Source organism: Burkholderia sp. 10_S31 (assembly GCF_056930375.1).
In genome coordinates, this window is record NZ_JBXOWK010000003.1 from 1294426 (window position 1) to 1310036 (window position 15611).

At 67.0% G+C, this 15611-nt stretch carries 12 protein-coding genes; 9 read left to right on the forward strand and 3 right to left on the reverse strand.

From position 1 onward, the window contains the following. Positions 1-186 precede the first annotated feature (186 nt). The 5 genes from AC1Z3W_RS26070 (at position 187) to AC1Z3W_RS26090 (ending at position 6003) form a co-directional block, all read left to right on the forward strand. The gene (locus AC1Z3W_RS26070; protein WP_175827038.1) at positions 187-639 is read left to right on the forward strand and encodes a peptidase; all 453 of its coding nucleotides are present in this window, start codon (positions 187-189) and stop codon (positions 637-639) included. 266 nt (positions 640-905) lie between these two features. Continuing rightward, entirely contained in the window at positions 906-1610 is a 705-nt protein-coding gene (locus tag AC1Z3W_RS26075) for a response regulator transcription factor (protein ID WP_057924261.1), read from the forward strand. After that, on the forward strand, positions 1607-2953 hold the full coding sequence (locus tag AC1Z3W_RS26080) for a FecR family protein (RefSeq protein ID WP_124835160.1): 1347 nt from the start codon (positions 1607-1609) through the stop codon (positions 2951-2953). Before AC1Z3W_RS26075 ends, AC1Z3W_RS26080 begins: the two co-directional genes overlap by 4 nt. A 10-nt stretch (positions 2954-2963) precedes the next feature. Beyond that, positions 2964-5351 carry a CHASE2 domain-containing protein gene (locus tag AC1Z3W_RS26085; RefSeq protein ID WP_124835159.1) on the forward strand — a complete coding sequence of 796 codons (2388 nt, stop codon included), beginning with the start codon at positions 2964-2966 and terminating at the stop codon, positions 5349-5351. A gap of 37 nt (positions 5352-5388) precedes the next feature. Beyond that, positions 5389-6003 carry a DUF4136 domain-containing protein gene (locus AC1Z3W_RS26090; RefSeq protein WP_057924264.1) on the forward strand — a complete coding sequence of 205 codons (615 nt, stop codon included), beginning with the start codon at positions 5389-5391 and terminating at the stop codon, positions 6001-6003. 60 nt (positions 6004-6063) lie between these two features. On the opposite strand, the gene galU is transcribed toward AC1Z3W_RS26090, so the two are convergent. Next, positions 6064-6948, reverse strand: a complete 885-nt coding sequence (gene galU, locus AC1Z3W_RS26095; RefSeq protein ID WP_057924265.1) for a UTP--glucose-1-phosphate uridylyltransferase GalU — start codon at positions 6946-6948, stop codon at positions 6064-6066. A gap of 87 nt (positions 6949-7035) precedes the next feature. Continuing rightward, entirely contained in the window at positions 7036-9903 is a 2868-nt protein-coding gene (locus AC1Z3W_RS26100; protein WP_124835158.1) for a valine--tRNA ligase, read from the reverse strand. Between the two features lie 213 nt (positions 9904-10116). Here AC1Z3W_RS26100 and AC1Z3W_RS26105 point away from each other — a divergent pair, with 213 nt between their 5' ends. From AC1Z3W_RS26105 to AC1Z3W_RS26120, 4 genes are all read left to right on the forward strand, one after another. After that, positions 10117-12480, forward strand: coding sequence for a UvrD-helicase domain-containing protein (locus AC1Z3W_RS26105; RefSeq protein WP_057924267.1), 2364 nt, complete (start codon positions 10117-10119; stop codon positions 12478-12480). Next, positions 12477-13286, forward strand: coding sequence for a 5'-methylthioadenosine/adenosylhomocysteine nucleosidase (locus tag AC1Z3W_RS26110; RefSeq protein ID WP_057924268.1), 810 nt, complete (start codon positions 12477-12479; stop codon positions 13284-13286). The genes AC1Z3W_RS26105 and AC1Z3W_RS26110 overlap by 4 nt, the downstream gene beginning before the upstream one ends. A gap of 106 nt (positions 13287-13392) precedes the next feature. After that, positions 13393-13851: a DUF2778 domain-containing protein gene (locus AC1Z3W_RS26115; RefSeq protein ID WP_483508766.1), complete on the forward strand. Its 459-nt coding sequence runs from the start codon at positions 13393-13395 to the stop codon at positions 13849-13851. Beyond that, the gene (locus tag AC1Z3W_RS26120) at positions 13848-14123 is read left to right on the forward strand and encodes a hypothetical protein (protein ID WP_057924270.1); all 276 of its coding nucleotides are present in this window, start codon (positions 13848-13850) and stop codon (positions 14121-14123) included. The genes AC1Z3W_RS26115 and AC1Z3W_RS26120 overlap by 4 nt, the downstream gene beginning before the upstream one ends. A gap of 68 nt (positions 14124-14191) precedes the next feature. Here the strand turns inward: AC1Z3W_RS26120 and AC1Z3W_RS26125 are convergent, their stop codons facing one another. Next, complete coding sequence (locus tag AC1Z3W_RS26125) at positions 14192-15427, reverse strand: MFS transporter (RefSeq protein ID WP_124835156.1); 1236 nt, start codon at positions 15425-15427, stop codon at positions 14192-14194. Positions 15428-15611 lie beyond the last annotated feature (184 nt).

Here is a 15611-nt window from a genome sequence, read left to right on the forward strand (position 1 = left end):
CTCTCGCAGCACCCGGGCGGGCCGCGCCTCCGCCGCCTCTGACAATTCTTAAACCTCGTCGCACGGCCGGCTGCTTATACTGGCCCGGCCGGTCGTCCGTCCCGGATGGATGCGCCGGCCACGGTACGTCATGCGAGGCAGGCACGGGGGGCTGCCTGACGCTGCCGTCGCAGAAACGGGGAGAGCATGTCCTTCATACCAGGGACCATTCGAAGTCCGTCCGCAGCGGAACGCTTCGCGCCCGCGTGCGCGACGGGGTCGAGCCGGATCGAGCTCGACCCGCAACAGGATCGCCACGCGCGTGCCGCGCTGGAGGCGTATGCCGATTCGGCGGCGGCCGAGATGCCGTGGCTGGCCGAATCGCTCGACGAACGGCTGCGCGACGCCGCGCAGGACGACCGCGCGGGCCTCACGTATTGCGGTGCGACGATCGAGCGCGTGTTCGATCTCGCACAGGCGTGGGCGGCGAGTCAGCCCGACTATGCGGCGCCGGCGTGGGAGCGCGTGCGCGGCCAGTTGGAGCGGATGCTGAGGCAGCCCGCGCTGCGGCAGCCCGAGCGGGCGCTCGTCGCGCGGTTGCGGCGCATGTCGACTGACGATTTTGCCGGGCCGGTGGCCGGCATGGCGGGCGCGGACTAGGCACGCGATCGCGCGAAGAGAAGGATTATTCGAACAAAGGACCGTAGTCCGCGCAATTTCTTGGCGAATTTCATACTACTATGATGAAATCGCCGGTTCGTCCGTGCCCCGTTTTTGAGATATTTCGCCGGGGCGCCGTGCCGCGCAGGTTGCGCGCTCGGCAAACGACGGCTCGCCGGCCGGTGTCGAAAGCCGCGCACGTGTTGCGCGGCGGGGTACGCGCGGGGAGCTGAACTGGACGAATCGATTTCGATTTGCGGGGTGCTATGAGAATTGCTGTACTGGATGACGATCCGGCCCAGACGGATTTCGTCAGTCAAACGCTGACGGCCGCCGGCCACACGTGCTATGCGTTCAAGGAAGGCAAGGCCCTGAAGAAGCGTCTGCAGCGCGAGACGTTCGACCTGCTCGTGCTCGACTGGAACGTGCCTGACATGTCCGGCGAGGAAGTGCTCAAGTGGGTGCGTGCGAACCAGACCGAGCACAGCCTGCCGATCATCTTCATGACGAGCCGCGACGACGAGGCGGGGATCACGCAGATCCTCAACGCCGGCGCCGACGATTACGTGGTCAAGCCCGTGTCGGGCCCGATCCTGCGCGCGCGCATCGGCTCGCTACTGCGCCGTGCTTATCCGGTCAACGCCGAAGCCACCGTTCGCGAGTTCGACCAGTTCCGCTTCGACGTGAACCTGAAGCAGGCGTACGTCGGCGACAAGGCCGTGAGCCTCACGCAGAAGGAATTCGAGCTCGCGCTGCTGCTGTTCCAGCACCTCGACCGGCCGCTGTCGCGTGCGCACATTCTCGATCTCGTGTGGAAGCAGGCGACGGACATCCCGTCGCGCACGATGGACACGCACGTCTCGATGCTGCGCACGAAGCTCGGTCTGCGGCCGGAAAACGGCTATCGCCTTGCGCCGATCTACGGCTACGGCTACCGGCTCGAGCGGGTCGGCCAGGGAGAACCGGAGTGACCACGCGAATCACGCGGCCCGCGGCGGCACTGCTCGCGGCGTGCGCGGTCGCATTTGCGTTCGCGGCACAGCAGGCCGCTGCGCAGCCGCCGGCTGCCGCGGGCAAGATGGTCGTCTACCGTACGCACGCCGGCGACACGCTGTACGACGTCGCCGCGCGCTATCTGCAGGGTCCGGACGACTGGCAACTGCTGCAGCAGATCAACGGCGTGCCGGCTCCGAAGCACCTGCAGCCCGGTATCGCGCTGAAGCTGCCGGTCGCGCGGCTGCGCAAGGAAAAACTGACCGCGCGCGTCGTCGCGGTGCAGGGCACGGCCGAGCGCGCGTCCGGCGACGCCTACGCGCCGCTCGCGAACGATGCGGCGCTCGGCGAGGGCGACCGCGTGCGCACCGGCGCGAACGGCTTCGTGACGCTCGAACTCGTCGACGGCACGCACATGAGCCTGCCCCCCGACAGCCAGCTCGACCTGAAGACGCTGCGCCGCACCGTGCTGACCGGCACGCTCGATCGCGAGTTCGAACTCACGCGCGGCTCGGTCGACAGCGAAGTCACGCATCTGAAGAAGCGCGACGACCGTTTCCAGATCCGTTCGCCATCGGTCGTGGCTGGCGTGCGCGGCACGCGGTTTCGCGTGAACTACGACGCGGCCGGCAACGCGGCGACGCGCGTCGAAGTGCTCGACGGCACCGTCGGCGTCGCGGGCAAGCGGCAGCCGGCCGACCCGACGCTCGTGCATGCGAACTTCGGCAGCATCGCGACGTCGTCCGGCGCAGTCGGCGCACCCGTCCAGCTGCTGCCCGCACCGGCGCTCGCGCACCCGGACAAGGTGCAGGACGAGCCCGACGTCGCGTTCGACATCGCGCCGCTCACCGATGCGCATGCGTACCGCCTGCAACTCGCGCACGACGCGGGGATGCTCGACCTGTTCCGGGAAACGCATACCGATACGCCGCGTGCGGTGTTCCGCGACGTGCCGAACGGCACGTACTTCGTGCGGGTCGCCGCGATCGACGCTAACGGCCTCGAAGGCTTGCCGCGCACCTATGCGTTCGAGCGGCGCCAGATGGGGCTCGACGCGACCGCGTCACCCGGCGCCGGCGGCTACGAATTCCGCTGGTCGCCGAACGGCTCGGGCAAGGATGCGCACTATCGGTTCGTGCTGTCGCGCTCGAAGGACCTGAGCGCGCCCGTCGTCGATCAGGTCGGCCTGCAGGCGCGCAAGATCACCGTTGCGCATCTGCCGCCCGGCGACTACTACTGGGCGGTGACGGTCGAGGAGTTCGAAGGCGGCAAGTTCTATCAGAAGACGAGTCCGGTCAGCGCGTTCACGTTGTCGCGCTGACTCGCGGCGCATGAAAACCGACTCCGTTTCTCCGCGGCGGCGCCTCGGCCGCCGCTTCCTGATCGAGTGGATCGCGATCGGCTGCCTCGGGATCGCGGTGATCCTCGCGTGCGCGCTCGGCCGGCTGTCGACGAGCGTCGACGGGCTGATCTACGATCGGTTGCTGATGCTGCGCAGCCTGCCGCTGTCGCCCGACATCGTCGTCGTCGACATCGACAACCAGAGCGTGTCCGCACTCGGCCGCTGGCCATGGCCGCGCAGCGTGCATGCGCGGCTGCTCGACGCGCTGGTGCGTGCGCAGCCGGCCGCGGTCGTCTACGACGTGCTGTTTACCGAGCAATCGCCCGAGGATCGCGCGTTTGCGGACGCAATGGCCCATGTGCCGACCTTCCTGCCTGTCCTGCTGAGCCCCGAGCAGGCAGACGGCACGCGCACCGTCGATCCGCCGGTGGCCGAGCTGTCGGCACGTGCGATGGGGCTCGGCCACATCAATCTCGAAGTCGATCCCGACGGCATCGTGCGCAGTGTCGCGCTGTTCGAAAGCGACGGGCGTGTGCGCTGGCCGCAGCTGATGGTCCCCGTCTATCGTGCGATCCAGGCCGGGCGGCTGCATCCGGCCGGCGGTGCGCCCGGCGCGGATGCGCACGACCTGTCGCGCGACGCGACGGGCGAGGGCCGCTACCTGATTCCGTTCAGTCGCAACACGCCCGCGTATCCGACGCTGTCGTTCGACGACGTGCTCGCAGGGCGCGTGAAGCCGGACGCGCTGCGCGGCAAGATCGTCGTCGTCGGCGTGACCGCATCCGGCCTCTACGACCGCTTCGCGACGCCGGTGTCGGGCGATTTCGGCCCGCTCGCCGGCGTGTACATCCATGCGAACGTGCTGGACATGCTGACGACCGGCAGCGCGATCCTGCCCGCGTCGCGCGTCGGGCTCTTCGCCGCGTCGCTGCTGCCGCTCGCCGTGCTGCTGGGCGGCTTCCTGATGCTGTCGCCGTGGCGCGCGCTGCTGCTGACGCTGAGCCTGGCCGCGCTGGCCGTCGTCGCGAGCCTGGCGCTGCTGTTCGGGGCGCGCGTATGGCTGTCGCCCGCGCCCGCGATCTTCGGGCTGATCGCCGTGTACCCGATCTGGAACTGGCGCCGCCTGGAAATGACGATGTCGTATCTGCGCCGCGAGCTGCAGCGGCTGGCCGACGAGCCGCACCTGCTGCCCGAGGCGCCGCGCACGCGCAGCGTCGGCGGCGACGCGCTCGAACGGCAGATGGCGCTGATGGCGCAGGCCGCGCAGCGCGTGCAGGACATGAAGCGCTTCGTGTGGGACAGCCTCGACAGCATGCCGGAGCCGATCTTCGTCACCGACCTGGCCGGGACCGTGCTGATCGCGAACCATGCGGCGAAGCGCTACGGGTCGCGGCTCGCGCTGCCGTTGCCGGAAGGGCGGCCGCTGCGCGCCGCGCTCGGCGAGCTGACCTTCATGAAGACCGTCGACGGCAACGTCGAACACGACGTCGCGATCCGCGAGCATTGGCCGGCCGCGCTCGACCCGACGCTCGAGGCTGAATACGACGCGATGGCGCGCGGCATCGAGGTGCGCGACCGCGACGGGCTCGACCATCTGTTACGCTACGCGGCATGTACGAATGCGCAGGGCCGCGTGACGGGCTGGATCGCCGGCCTCGTCGACGTGACCGAGCTCCATGCGGCCGAGCGGCAGCGCGAGGAGGCGCTGCACCTGCTGTCGCACGACATGCGCTCGCCGCAGTCGTCGATTCTCGCGCTCGTCGAGATCGAGCGCGAACGCGTCGAAACCGACGCGATGCGCGGGCTGCTTGCGCGGATCGAGCGGTATGCGCACCGTGCGCTGCTGCTTGCCGACGAGTTCGTGCAACTGGCGCGCGCGGAGTCGCAGACGTACCAGCTCGAACCGACGAGCCTCGTCGACGTGCTGATCGACGCGAGCGACGAAGTCTGGCCGCAGGCGCAGGCGAAGCGCATCCGCATCGACACCGACGTCGGCACCGACATGGGCTGGATGCGCGCCGACCGCTCGCTGATCACGCGTGCGTTCGTCAACCTGTTGAACAATGCGGTCAAATACAGTCCGTCCGACACCGTGATCGCGTGTACGCTGACGATCGAGCATGCATCGAAGCGGATGTTCTGTACGATTCGCGATCAGGGGTACGGCATCGCGCCGGAAGATCAGCGGCATCTGTTCGAGCGTTTCAAGCGGTTCCATGCCGGCGAGCGGCCCGAAATCTCGGGTTCCGGGCTCGGCATGGCGTTCGTGAAGACGGTCGTCACGCGCCACGGCGGCAGCGTGACGGTCGACAGCGAAGTGGGTATCGGCACCGCGGTGACGGTGTCGCTGCCCGCGATCGACGAGCCGTCCGCCTGACAGGGCCGGGCACGACGGCAGGCATTTGGGGGAAGTCATGAGAAAGGAATGGGCAGCGACCGCGCTGGCGGCGTTGCTGTTGACGGGTTGCGCTGGCGTCACGACCGGCGTGAGCGCGCTCGGGCAGCCGAATGCGTTCGCATCCGGTGCGCACGGCTACGATTTCGTCCGCACGGCCGCTCAGGCCGATGATGCCGAGTACCGGCAGATCGAGACGCTCGTGCGCGACGAGCTCGCGCACCGCGGCTTCGACGCACAACCCGGGAAGGCCGCGCGCTACCGGCTGTCGATCGCCTATGCGACGCAGCCGGCGTCGGTCGCGGCGACGGCCGACCAATGCGGCGCCGCGAGCAGCGCGTGCGTGACCGTCGACGGGCCGGCGCCGTTCGCGCTGCCGTTCGCGGGCAAGGTGTACCGCCACGTGCTGACGTTGCGTTTCGTCGACGCGAGCTCGGGCGCCGACGTCTATCGCGTATCGGCGTCGCTGCGCGATCGCGATGCGGGCACGCAGCAGGCCGCGTCGACGCTCGTGAAGAGCGCGCTTGCGAAGCTGCCGTTCGAGCAGGGCGATGGCTGGCTCGTGAAGACGAAAAAAGACGACGCGGGCGCAATGCCGGGCGTCGTCTCGGTGAAGTCGGCCGCTACGCGCTGACGCGCCGGCCGTGAGGTGAGGGCGGGCCCGCCGGGAAGGCGAGGCCGGCCCGTGCCGCGTTCAGGCGGCCGGTTGCGCGTTGCCGCGCGCGCGCAGGTACGCGTCGAACTCGGTGCCGACTTCCGGGTGGCGCAGTGCGAATTCGACCGTCGCCTTCAGGTAGCCGAGCTTGCTGCCGCAGTCGTAGCGCGTGCCCTGGTACTTGTAGGCCAGCACCTGTTCGTCGGCGAGCAGCGCCTGGATTGCGTCGGTGAGCTGCAGCTCGCCGCCCGCACCCGGCTTCAGCGCGCGCAGGTGTTGGAAGATCCGCGGCTTCAGGATGTAGCGGCCGACCACGCCAAGGTTCGACGGCGCGACTTCCGGCTCAGGCTTCTCGACGATCGCCGACATCTTGACGATCGACTCTTCCCACTCCTTGCCGTCGACGATCCCGTACGACTTCGTCTCCGACGGCGGGATCTCTTCCACGCCGATCACCGAGCTGTGATAGTGGTCGAACACGTCGACCATCTGCTTCATCACGGGCGGGTTGCCGTCGAGCAGGTCGTCGGCGAGGATCACCGCGAACGGGTTGTCGGCCACGAGCTTTTCCGCGCACAGCACCGCATGGCCGAGGCCGAGCGCTTCCGGCTGACGCACGTAGAAGCAGTCGACATGGCTCGGCTTGATGCTGCGCACGAGCTCGAGCAGCTTTTCCTTGCCGCGCGCCTCGAGTTCGGCCTCGACTTCGTACGACTTGTCGAAGTGATCCTCGATCGCGCGCTTGCTGCGCCCGGTCACGAAGATCATCTCGGTGATGCCCGCGGCGATCGCTTCCTCGACCGCGTACTGGATCAGCGGCTTGTCGACGACCGGCAGCATTTCCTTCGGGCTCGCCTTCGTTGCCGGGAGGAACCGCGTGCCGAGACCGGCAACGGGAAATACCGCCTTGGTGACTTTCAACATGATCGAACCTTTATTCCTGTAATCGACTTGTCAGATGGTCTATGTTCACGTTCCGATTATAGTGAACGCAAACGACCTTACGGTTTGTTACGCAGGCAAGCGATCGAGCTGGGCGCGCAGTTTTTCCAGCGTGCTCTGGAAATCGGCGACGCGCTTCTGCTCCTGTTCGACCACGGCCGGCGGCGCTTTCGCGACGAATGCCTCGTTGCCGAGCTTCGCATTGCACTTCGCGATCTCGCCCGTGAGGCGCGCGATTTCCTTCGACAGGCGCTCGCGTTCGGCCGCGACGTCGATCTCCACCTTCAGCACCAGCTTGTTCGGGCCCACGATCGCGATCGGCGCGCCGTGCGCTTCCTTGTCGAGGGCCGCTTCGTCCGCGAGGATCTGCACGTCGGACAGGCGCGCGAGGGCCTGAACGTACGGTGCGAACGAGCGCAGGCGCTCGGCGTCGCCCGCTGCGAGCAGCGGCACCTTGGTCGCCGGCGACAGGTTCATCTCGCCGCGCAGGTTGCGGCACGCGTCGACGATCGCCTTCAGGTCGGCCGCCCATTGCTCGGACGCCTCGTCGATCTTCTGCAGGTTCGCGACCGGATACGCCTGCGTCATCAGCGACGCTTCGCCCTCGGCCTTGCCTTGCGGATAGCGGCCCGCGAGCGGTGCGACCTTCTGCCAGAGCGCCTCGGTGATGAACGGGATGATCGGGTGCGCGAGGCGCAGCACCGTTTCGAGCACGCGCAGCAGCGTGCGGCGCGTCGCGCGCTGCTGTTCCGGCGTGCCGTTCTGGATCTGCACCTTCGCGAGCTCGAGGTACCAGTCGCAGTACTCGTCCCACACGAACTTATAGATGCTGGTCGCGATGTTGTCGAAGCGGTAATCGGCGAAGCCCTTGGCGATGTCGGCCTCGGTGCGCTGCAGCAGCGACACGATCCAGCGGTCGGCCGCCGAGAAGTCGAGGTAGCCGCCGGGGCCGCAATCGCCCGCGCCGCACACTTCCGGCTTGTCGCTGCCGCAGTCGTGGCCTTCGCAGTTCATCAGCACGAAGCGCGTCGCGTTCCACAGCTTGTTGCAGAAGTTGCGATAGCCTTCGCAGCGTGCGAGGTCGAAGTTCACGTTGCGGCCGAGCGTCGCCATCGACGCCATCGTGAAGCGCAGCGCGTCGGTGCCGAACGCGGCGATGCCGTCCGGGAATTCCTTGCGCGTCTTCTTCTCGATGGTGGCGGCCTGCTTCGGGTTCATCAGGCCCGTCGTGCGCTTCGCGACCAGCGTTTCGAGATCGATGCCGTCGACGATGTCGATCGGGTCGAGCGTGTTGCCCTTGCTCTTCGACATCTTCTGGCCTTCCGCGTCGCGCACGAGGCCGTGCACGTAGACGGTATGGAACGGCACCTTGCCGGTGAAGTGCGTCGTCATCATCACCATCCGGGCGACCCAGAAGAAGATGATGTCGAAGCCCGTGACGAGCACCGATGACGGCAGGAAGTGCTGCAGTTCAGGCGTTTCGTTCGGCCAGCCGAGCGACGAGAACGGCACGAGCGCCGACGAGAACCACGTGTCGAGCACGTCCTCGTCGCGCTTGAGCGCGCCGGCATAGCCCTTTGCGGCAGCCTGCGCGCGCGCTTCTTCCTCGTTGCGCGCGACGAACACCTCGCCGTTCTCGCCGTACCACGCGGGAATCTGGTGGCCCCACCACAGCTGGCGCGAGATGCACCAGTCCTGGATGTTCTCGAGCCACTGGTAGTAGGTGGTCGTCCAGTTTTCCGGCACGAACTTGATCTGGCCGCTGCGCACGACGTCGAGCGACGTTTCGGTGATCGACTTGCCCGGGTTGAACGTGCCTTCCGGCGCCGGCTTCGTCATCGCGACGAACCATTGGTCGGTCAGCATCGGCTCGATCACGACGCCCGTGCGGTCGCCGCGCGGCACCATCAGCTTGTGCGGCTTCACCGAGTCGAGGAAGCCTTCTGCGTCGAGGTCGGCGACGATGGCCTTGCGCGCGTCGAAGCGGTCGAGGCCGCGATACTGCGCGGGGCCGTTGTCGTTGATCTTCGCGTCGAGCGTCAGGATCTCGATCGGCGCGAGGTTGTGGCGCAGGCCGACCTGGTAGTCGTTGAAGTCGTGCGCGGGCGTGACCTTCACGACGCCCGTGCCGAACTCGCGATCGACGTAGTCGTCGGCGATCACCGGGATCTCGCGACCCGTCAGCGGCAGCGTGACGAGCTTGCCGATCAGGTGCGCATAGCGCTCGTCTTCCGGATGGACCATCAGCGCGACGTCGCCGAGCATCGTCTCGGGGCGGGTGGTCGCGACGGTCAGCGAGCCCGAACCGTCGACGAGCGGGTAGCGGATGTGCCACAGGTGGCCGTTTTCCTCCTCGCTCGCGACCTCGAGATCCGACACCGCGGTGAGCAGCACCGGATCCCAGTTGACGAGCCGCTTGCCGCGGTAGATCAGGCCCTGTTCGTAGAGCGTGACGAACACGTCGCGCACGGCGGCCGACATCTTGTCGTCCATCGTGAAATATTCGCGCGACCAGTCGGTCGACGCGCCGAGACGGCGCACCTGGCCCGTGATCGTCGAGCCGGACTGCTGCTTCCACTCCCACACGCGCTCGACGAACTTCTCGCGGCCGAGGTCATGGCGCGACACGCCCTGCGCATCGAGCTGGCGCTCGACGACGATCTGGGTCGCGATCCCCGCGTGGTCGGTGCCGGGCACCCACAGCGTGTTCTCGCCGAGCATCCGGTGGTAGCGCGCGAGGCCGTCCATGATCGTCTGGTTGAACGCGTGGCCCATGTGCAGCGTGCCGGTGACGTTCGGCGGCGGCAGCTGGATCGCGAAATCGGGGCGGGTCGGGTCGAATGCCGGGGCGGCATAGCCGCGTTTTTCCCACTCCGGCCCCCATTGGGACTCGATGGTGTGGGGCTCGAAACTCTTCGCAAGCGTGCTGTCGCTCATGGTTGGAAATCTGCCGAAAAATGCGTGAATTGGATGCCGAATCCGACAATTATAAATGGATGCACATCGACCAGCTATCGCCTTGCCCGCGCGGGCCCGTCGCGACGCGCTCGCAGCGCGGCGGCGGCGTGTGATCGAACGGATCGGAAAGGCATCGCGCGACCGACTTATAATGGCGGGTCCGCATTTTTCTCGCACGTCCGCTGCCGCTCCATGCCCGATCTGCTCGCCAATCTGAATCCTGAACAATATGCCGCCGTCACGCTGCCGAACGAACCGGCGCTGATCCTCGCGGGGGCGGGCAGCGGCAAGACCCGCGTGCTGATCACGCGCATCGCGTGGCTGATCCAGCAGGGCTACGCATCGCCGGCCACCGTGCTGGCCGTCACCTTCACGAACAAGGCCGCGCGCGAGATGATGGCGCGGCTGTCGGCGATGATGCCGATCGATACGCGCGGGATGTGGATCGGCACGTTCCACGGCCTGTGCAACCGGATGCTGCGCACGCACTGGCGCGACGCCGGCCTGCCGCAGACCTTCCAGATCCTCGACACGGCCGACCAGCTGTCGGCGATCAAGCGGCTGATGAAGGCGGCGAACGTCGACGACGAGAAATATCCGCCGAAGAACGTCCAGTACTTCATCAACAACGCGAAGGAGCAGGGGCTGCGCCCCGACAAGGTCGACGCGTCCGACAACTTCAACCGCAAGTTCGTCGAGCTGTACCAGGCGTACGACCAGCAGTGCCAGCGCGAGGGCGTCGTCGACTTCCCCGAGCTGCTGCTGCGCTGCTACGAGCTGCTCGCGTACAACGCGCCGCTGCGCGCGCACTACCAGGCGCGCTTCAAGCACATCCTCGTCGACGAGTTCCAGGACACCAACAAGCTGCAGTACGCGTGGCTCAAGATGCTCGCGGGCGGCGAGAACGCGATCTTCGCGGTCGGCGACGACGACCAGTCGATCTACGCGTTCCGCGGCGCGAACGTCGGCAACATGCGCGACTTCGAAGACGAATTCCGCGTGCGCAACCTGATCAAGCTCGAGCAGAACTACCGCTCGCACGGCAACATCCTCGATGCGGCGAACCAGCTGATCTCGAACAACGCGCACCGCCTCGGCAAGAACCTGCGCACCGACGCCGGCCACGGCGAGCCCGTGCGCGTGTACGAGGCGAGCACCGATGCGCAGGAAGCCGGCTGGATCGTCGAGGAGATCCGCTCGCTGATCAACACCGGCATGTCGCGCAGCGAAGTCGCGGTCCTGTATCGCAGCAACGCGCAGTCGCGCGCGATCGAGCACACGCTGATGACGTCGGGCATCCCGTATCGCGTGTACGGCGGCCTGCGCTTCTTCGAGCGCCAGGAAGTGAAGCATGCGCTCGCGTACCTGCGCCTGATCGACAACCCGAACGACGACACCGCGTTCGTGCGCGTCGTGAACTTCCCGACGCGCGGGATCGGCGCGCGCTCGATCGAGCAGCTCGCGGACGCCGCACGCCTGTACGACTGCTCGATGGCCGCCGCGATTCCCTACGTGACCGGCAAGGCCGGCACGAGCCTCGGCGCGTTCGCGACGCTGATCGCGAAGATGCGCGCCGAGACGCAGCAGATGAGCTTGCCGGAGACGGTCGAGTACGTCGTGCGCGCGAGCGGCCTCGCCGATTTCTACCAGGGCGAGCGCGAAGGCCAGGATCGCCTCGAGAACTTGCAGGAACTCGTGAACGCGGCCACCGCGTTCGTCAGCGAGGAAGGCTACGGGCTCGACGCGCCGGCCCGCTCGATTCCGCTGCGCGCGGGTGCGATCGCGGCGCCGGAAATCGGCGTGGACGCGAACGATCCGTCGGTCGACGTGCTCGATCCGGCGCCGCTCGACGACCCCGCGCAGAACCCCGACACGATGACGCCGCTCGCGGGCTTCCTGTCGCACGCATCGCTCGAAGCCGGCGACAACCAGGCGCAGGCCGGCCAGGATGCCGTGCAGCTGATGACGGTGCACGCGGCGAAGGGGCTCGAATTCTCGGCCGTGTTCATCACCGGCCTCGAGGAAGGGCTGTTCCCGCACGAGAACAGCGTGCTCGAATCGGACGGCCTCGAGGAAGAGCGCCGGCTGATGTACGTCGCGATCACGCGCGCGAAGGAGCGGCTCTACCTGTCGTTCGCGCAGAGCCGGATGCTGCACGGCCAGACGCGCTACAACGTGCGCTCGCGCTTCTTCGACGAATTGCCTGAGCACGTGCTGAAGTGGCTGACGCCGAAGGTCGAGGCGGGCTCGCGCTGGGGTGGCCGCTCGGACAATGCCGGCTGGGGGCGCGACTGGTTCGCGCGACCGGGCGGCGGCAGTCGCGAGCAGGTCGTCGATGCCGCGGTCTCCGCGCCGCTGCCGGCGTTCGCGAACAAGCAGCGCGCGGCCGATACCGGCTTTCGCGTCGGCCAGCAGGTCTTCCATACCAAGTTCGGCGAAGGTACGGTCACCGCGCTCGAAGGCAACGGCGCCGATGCGAAGGCGCAGGTGAAGTTCAAGCGGCACGGCGAGAAGTGGCTCGCGCTGGCGGTCGCGAAACTGCAAGCGGTGGAATGATGAGCATCGACATGGTTGAAACGGTTTCGACGCGCCCGCTCGGCATTCTCGCCGCGCTGCCCGAGGAACTCGGCGACCTGATCGCCGCGATGCGCGCGGAGGGCGTGATGAAGACGATCACGCTCGGCCGCCGCGATTACCACGTCGGTACCGTGCACGGCGCGGCCTGCGTCGTCACGCTCGCGCGGGTCGGCAAGGTCGCGGCTGCCGCGACGGTCAGCGCACTGATCCATGTGTTCTGCGTGTCCGGCATCGTGTTCACCGGGGTCGCGGGCGGCGTGTCGCGCACGGTACGCGTCGGCGACGTCGTCGTCGCCGATACGCTGCTGCAGCACGACCTCGATGCGTCGCCGCTGTTTCCGCGCTACGAGGTGCCGCTGCTCGGCATCACGCGGTTTGCGACCGACGCGGAACTGACGGCCCGCCTGAAGGCTGCCTGCGCGCTGTTCGTCGCCGAGGAGGGCGCGCAGTTCGCCGAGCGCTTCGGGCTGGCCGGCGCGACGCTGCACGGCGGGCTGATCATCAGCGGCGACCGCTTCGTGTCGAGCGAGCGGGAAGTCGTCGCGTTGCGCGACGCGCTGCCGGACGCGCTCGCGGTTGAGATGGAAGGCGCGGCGATCGCGCAGGTGTGCGCCGAACACGACGTGCCGTTCGCCCTCGTGCGCACGATCTCCGACACGGCCGACGACCACGCGACGCAGTCGTTCTCGCACTTCCTGTCGGCGATCGCGAGCAGCTATTCGTCCGGCATCCTCAAGCGGTTTCTGACGCTGCATGCGACGGAGCGTGGCGCGGCAATCATGTAGGGAGGCGCGCCGTGCTTGGGCGCTGCAATGACGAAGGGTCCATGATGGATTAAGCTCTCACGGCTGCCCGGGAAGTTGGGGCAGTCAGGACGAATGTACTTTCTCGTTGAACCGTCAACGCTCGTCCGTCCTGCATTGCACGGGTTTCGGGGTAGTCGCCGCGTTCAGCGGCAATGGTCGATACGTCAATGATCCGAATTCGACAACCGTTCCCAACGACGGGCCGTTGCCGGCCGGTGTTTATTACATCGTGGATCGCCAGAGCGGTGGACGCATGGGGTGGTTGAACGACTTTCGCTCCGATCTGCTTGCCGGTACTCATCGCGCGGATTGGTTCGCGTTGTATCGCAACGATGGTGTGATCGACGACTGGACGTCGATCAACGGCATCCGGCGCGGCCACTTCCGGTTGCATCCCGTCGGATACTGGGGCATCAGCGAAGGCTGCATCACGCTACCGAACAAAACCCAGTTCGATGCGCTTCGCAAGTTCCTGAAGTCGCAGGCCGTCGGCACGATTCCAGGCACCGGGATGAAGCACTACGGTCGAGTGGTCGTCCAATGAAAGCGCTTCTTCGTCTGCTCGCCGCGGTCGCATTGACGATTCCGGTCTATCTCGGCCTGGCGAATTCTCCTCTGGACGACTGGTTTCAAAGCGGCGCCGGTTGGCGAGCGTTTGAACCGCTGTTCAACGTGTTCGAGACGCTCGGTGTTCACGGCCAGGGTGACATCCTGATCAGTACCATGCTCGGCGTCAGTTTCGTGATCGCGTTGGCGCTGGTCTGGCTGGGCGCTCGAATATTCGACCGTCGCATGCGAGAGTCCCGGCATCGATAGCTGTTTGGCGAAACGGATCGTAACGTTCTTGAGCCACCGGCCGCGGCACGCATGCCGCGGCCGTTTCATCACGCCTTCTTGCGCCGGCTGCTTTCGAGGTTCGGCAGGAGCACTGTCAGCACGCCGATCAGCGGCAGGAACGAGCACACCTTGTAGACGAACGTGATGCTCGTCGCGTCCGCGAGCTGGCCGAGCACGGCGGCGCCCACGCCGCCCAGGCCGAACGCGAAGCCGAAGAACAGGCCCGCGACCATCCCGACCTTGCCGGGCATCAGCTCCGTCGCATAGACGAGGATCGCGGCGAACGCCGACGCCAGCACGACGCCGATGATCACGGAGAGCACGCTCGTCCAGAACAGGTTCGCATACGGCAGCAGCAGCGTGAACGGCGCGACGCCGAGGATCGACACCCAGATCACGTACTTGCGGCCGATCCGGTCGCCGACCGGCCCGCCGATCAGCGTACCGGCCGCCACGGCCGCGAGGAACACGAACAGGTGGATCTGCGCGGCCTGCACCGACAGGTGGAACTTGTCGATCAGGTAGAACGTGAAATAGCTGTTGATGCTCGCGAGGTAGAAGTACTTCGAGAACACCAGCAGCACCAGCACGCCGATCGCGGCCAGCACGCGGCCCTGCGACAGCGTCGGATGACCGGCCGCCGCCGCCTTCTTCTTCATCGACGGATGCTTCTTGTACCAGTGGCCGATCTGCGTGAGCACGACCATCGCGACGAGCGCGGCCGCCGAGAACCACGCGATGCTGTGCTGGCCGTGCGGGATGATCACCAGCGCGGCGAGCAGCGGCCCGAGTGCCGAGCCGGCGTTGCCGCCGACCTGGAACAGCGACTGCGCGAGCCCGTGCCGGCCGCCCGACGCCATCCGCGCGACGCGCGACGATTCCGGATGGAACACCGACGAGCCGCAGCCGACCAGGGCCGCGGCCACCAGCAGCGTCGGGAAGTTCTGTGCGGCCGACATCAGCAGCAGCCCCGCGAGCGTGAAGCCCATCCCGACCGGCAGCGAATACGGTTTCGGCCGCTTGTCCGTGTACAGGCCGACGAGCGGCTGCAGCAGCGACGCGGTGATCTGGTAGGTCAGCGTGATCAGGCCGATCTGCGCGAACGACAGCGCGAACTGGCTCTTGAGCATCGGATAGATCGCGAGGATCAACGACTGGATCATGTCGTTGAGCATGTGCGAGAAGCTGATCGCGCCGAGCACCGGATAGACGGTGCGCGCGGCGGGTGGCGCAGACGGCTGGACGGCGGCGGTGCCGGCGCCCGTATCGAGGCTGGTTTCCATGTGAGCTGAGCGAGTTGAGGTGGCGGGACGCGCTTTGATGGGGATCGGCGCGTTCGAATCGTTGTTGCGTCAAAGAAGTGTAATGTGGCGTATCGAGAATGTCAGGCCAAGTTTTGTCGCGATTCAGACATTGATGTGACGATTCGGTCATTCCCCCTTTTTTTGGCCGGGTATAACGCAGGCG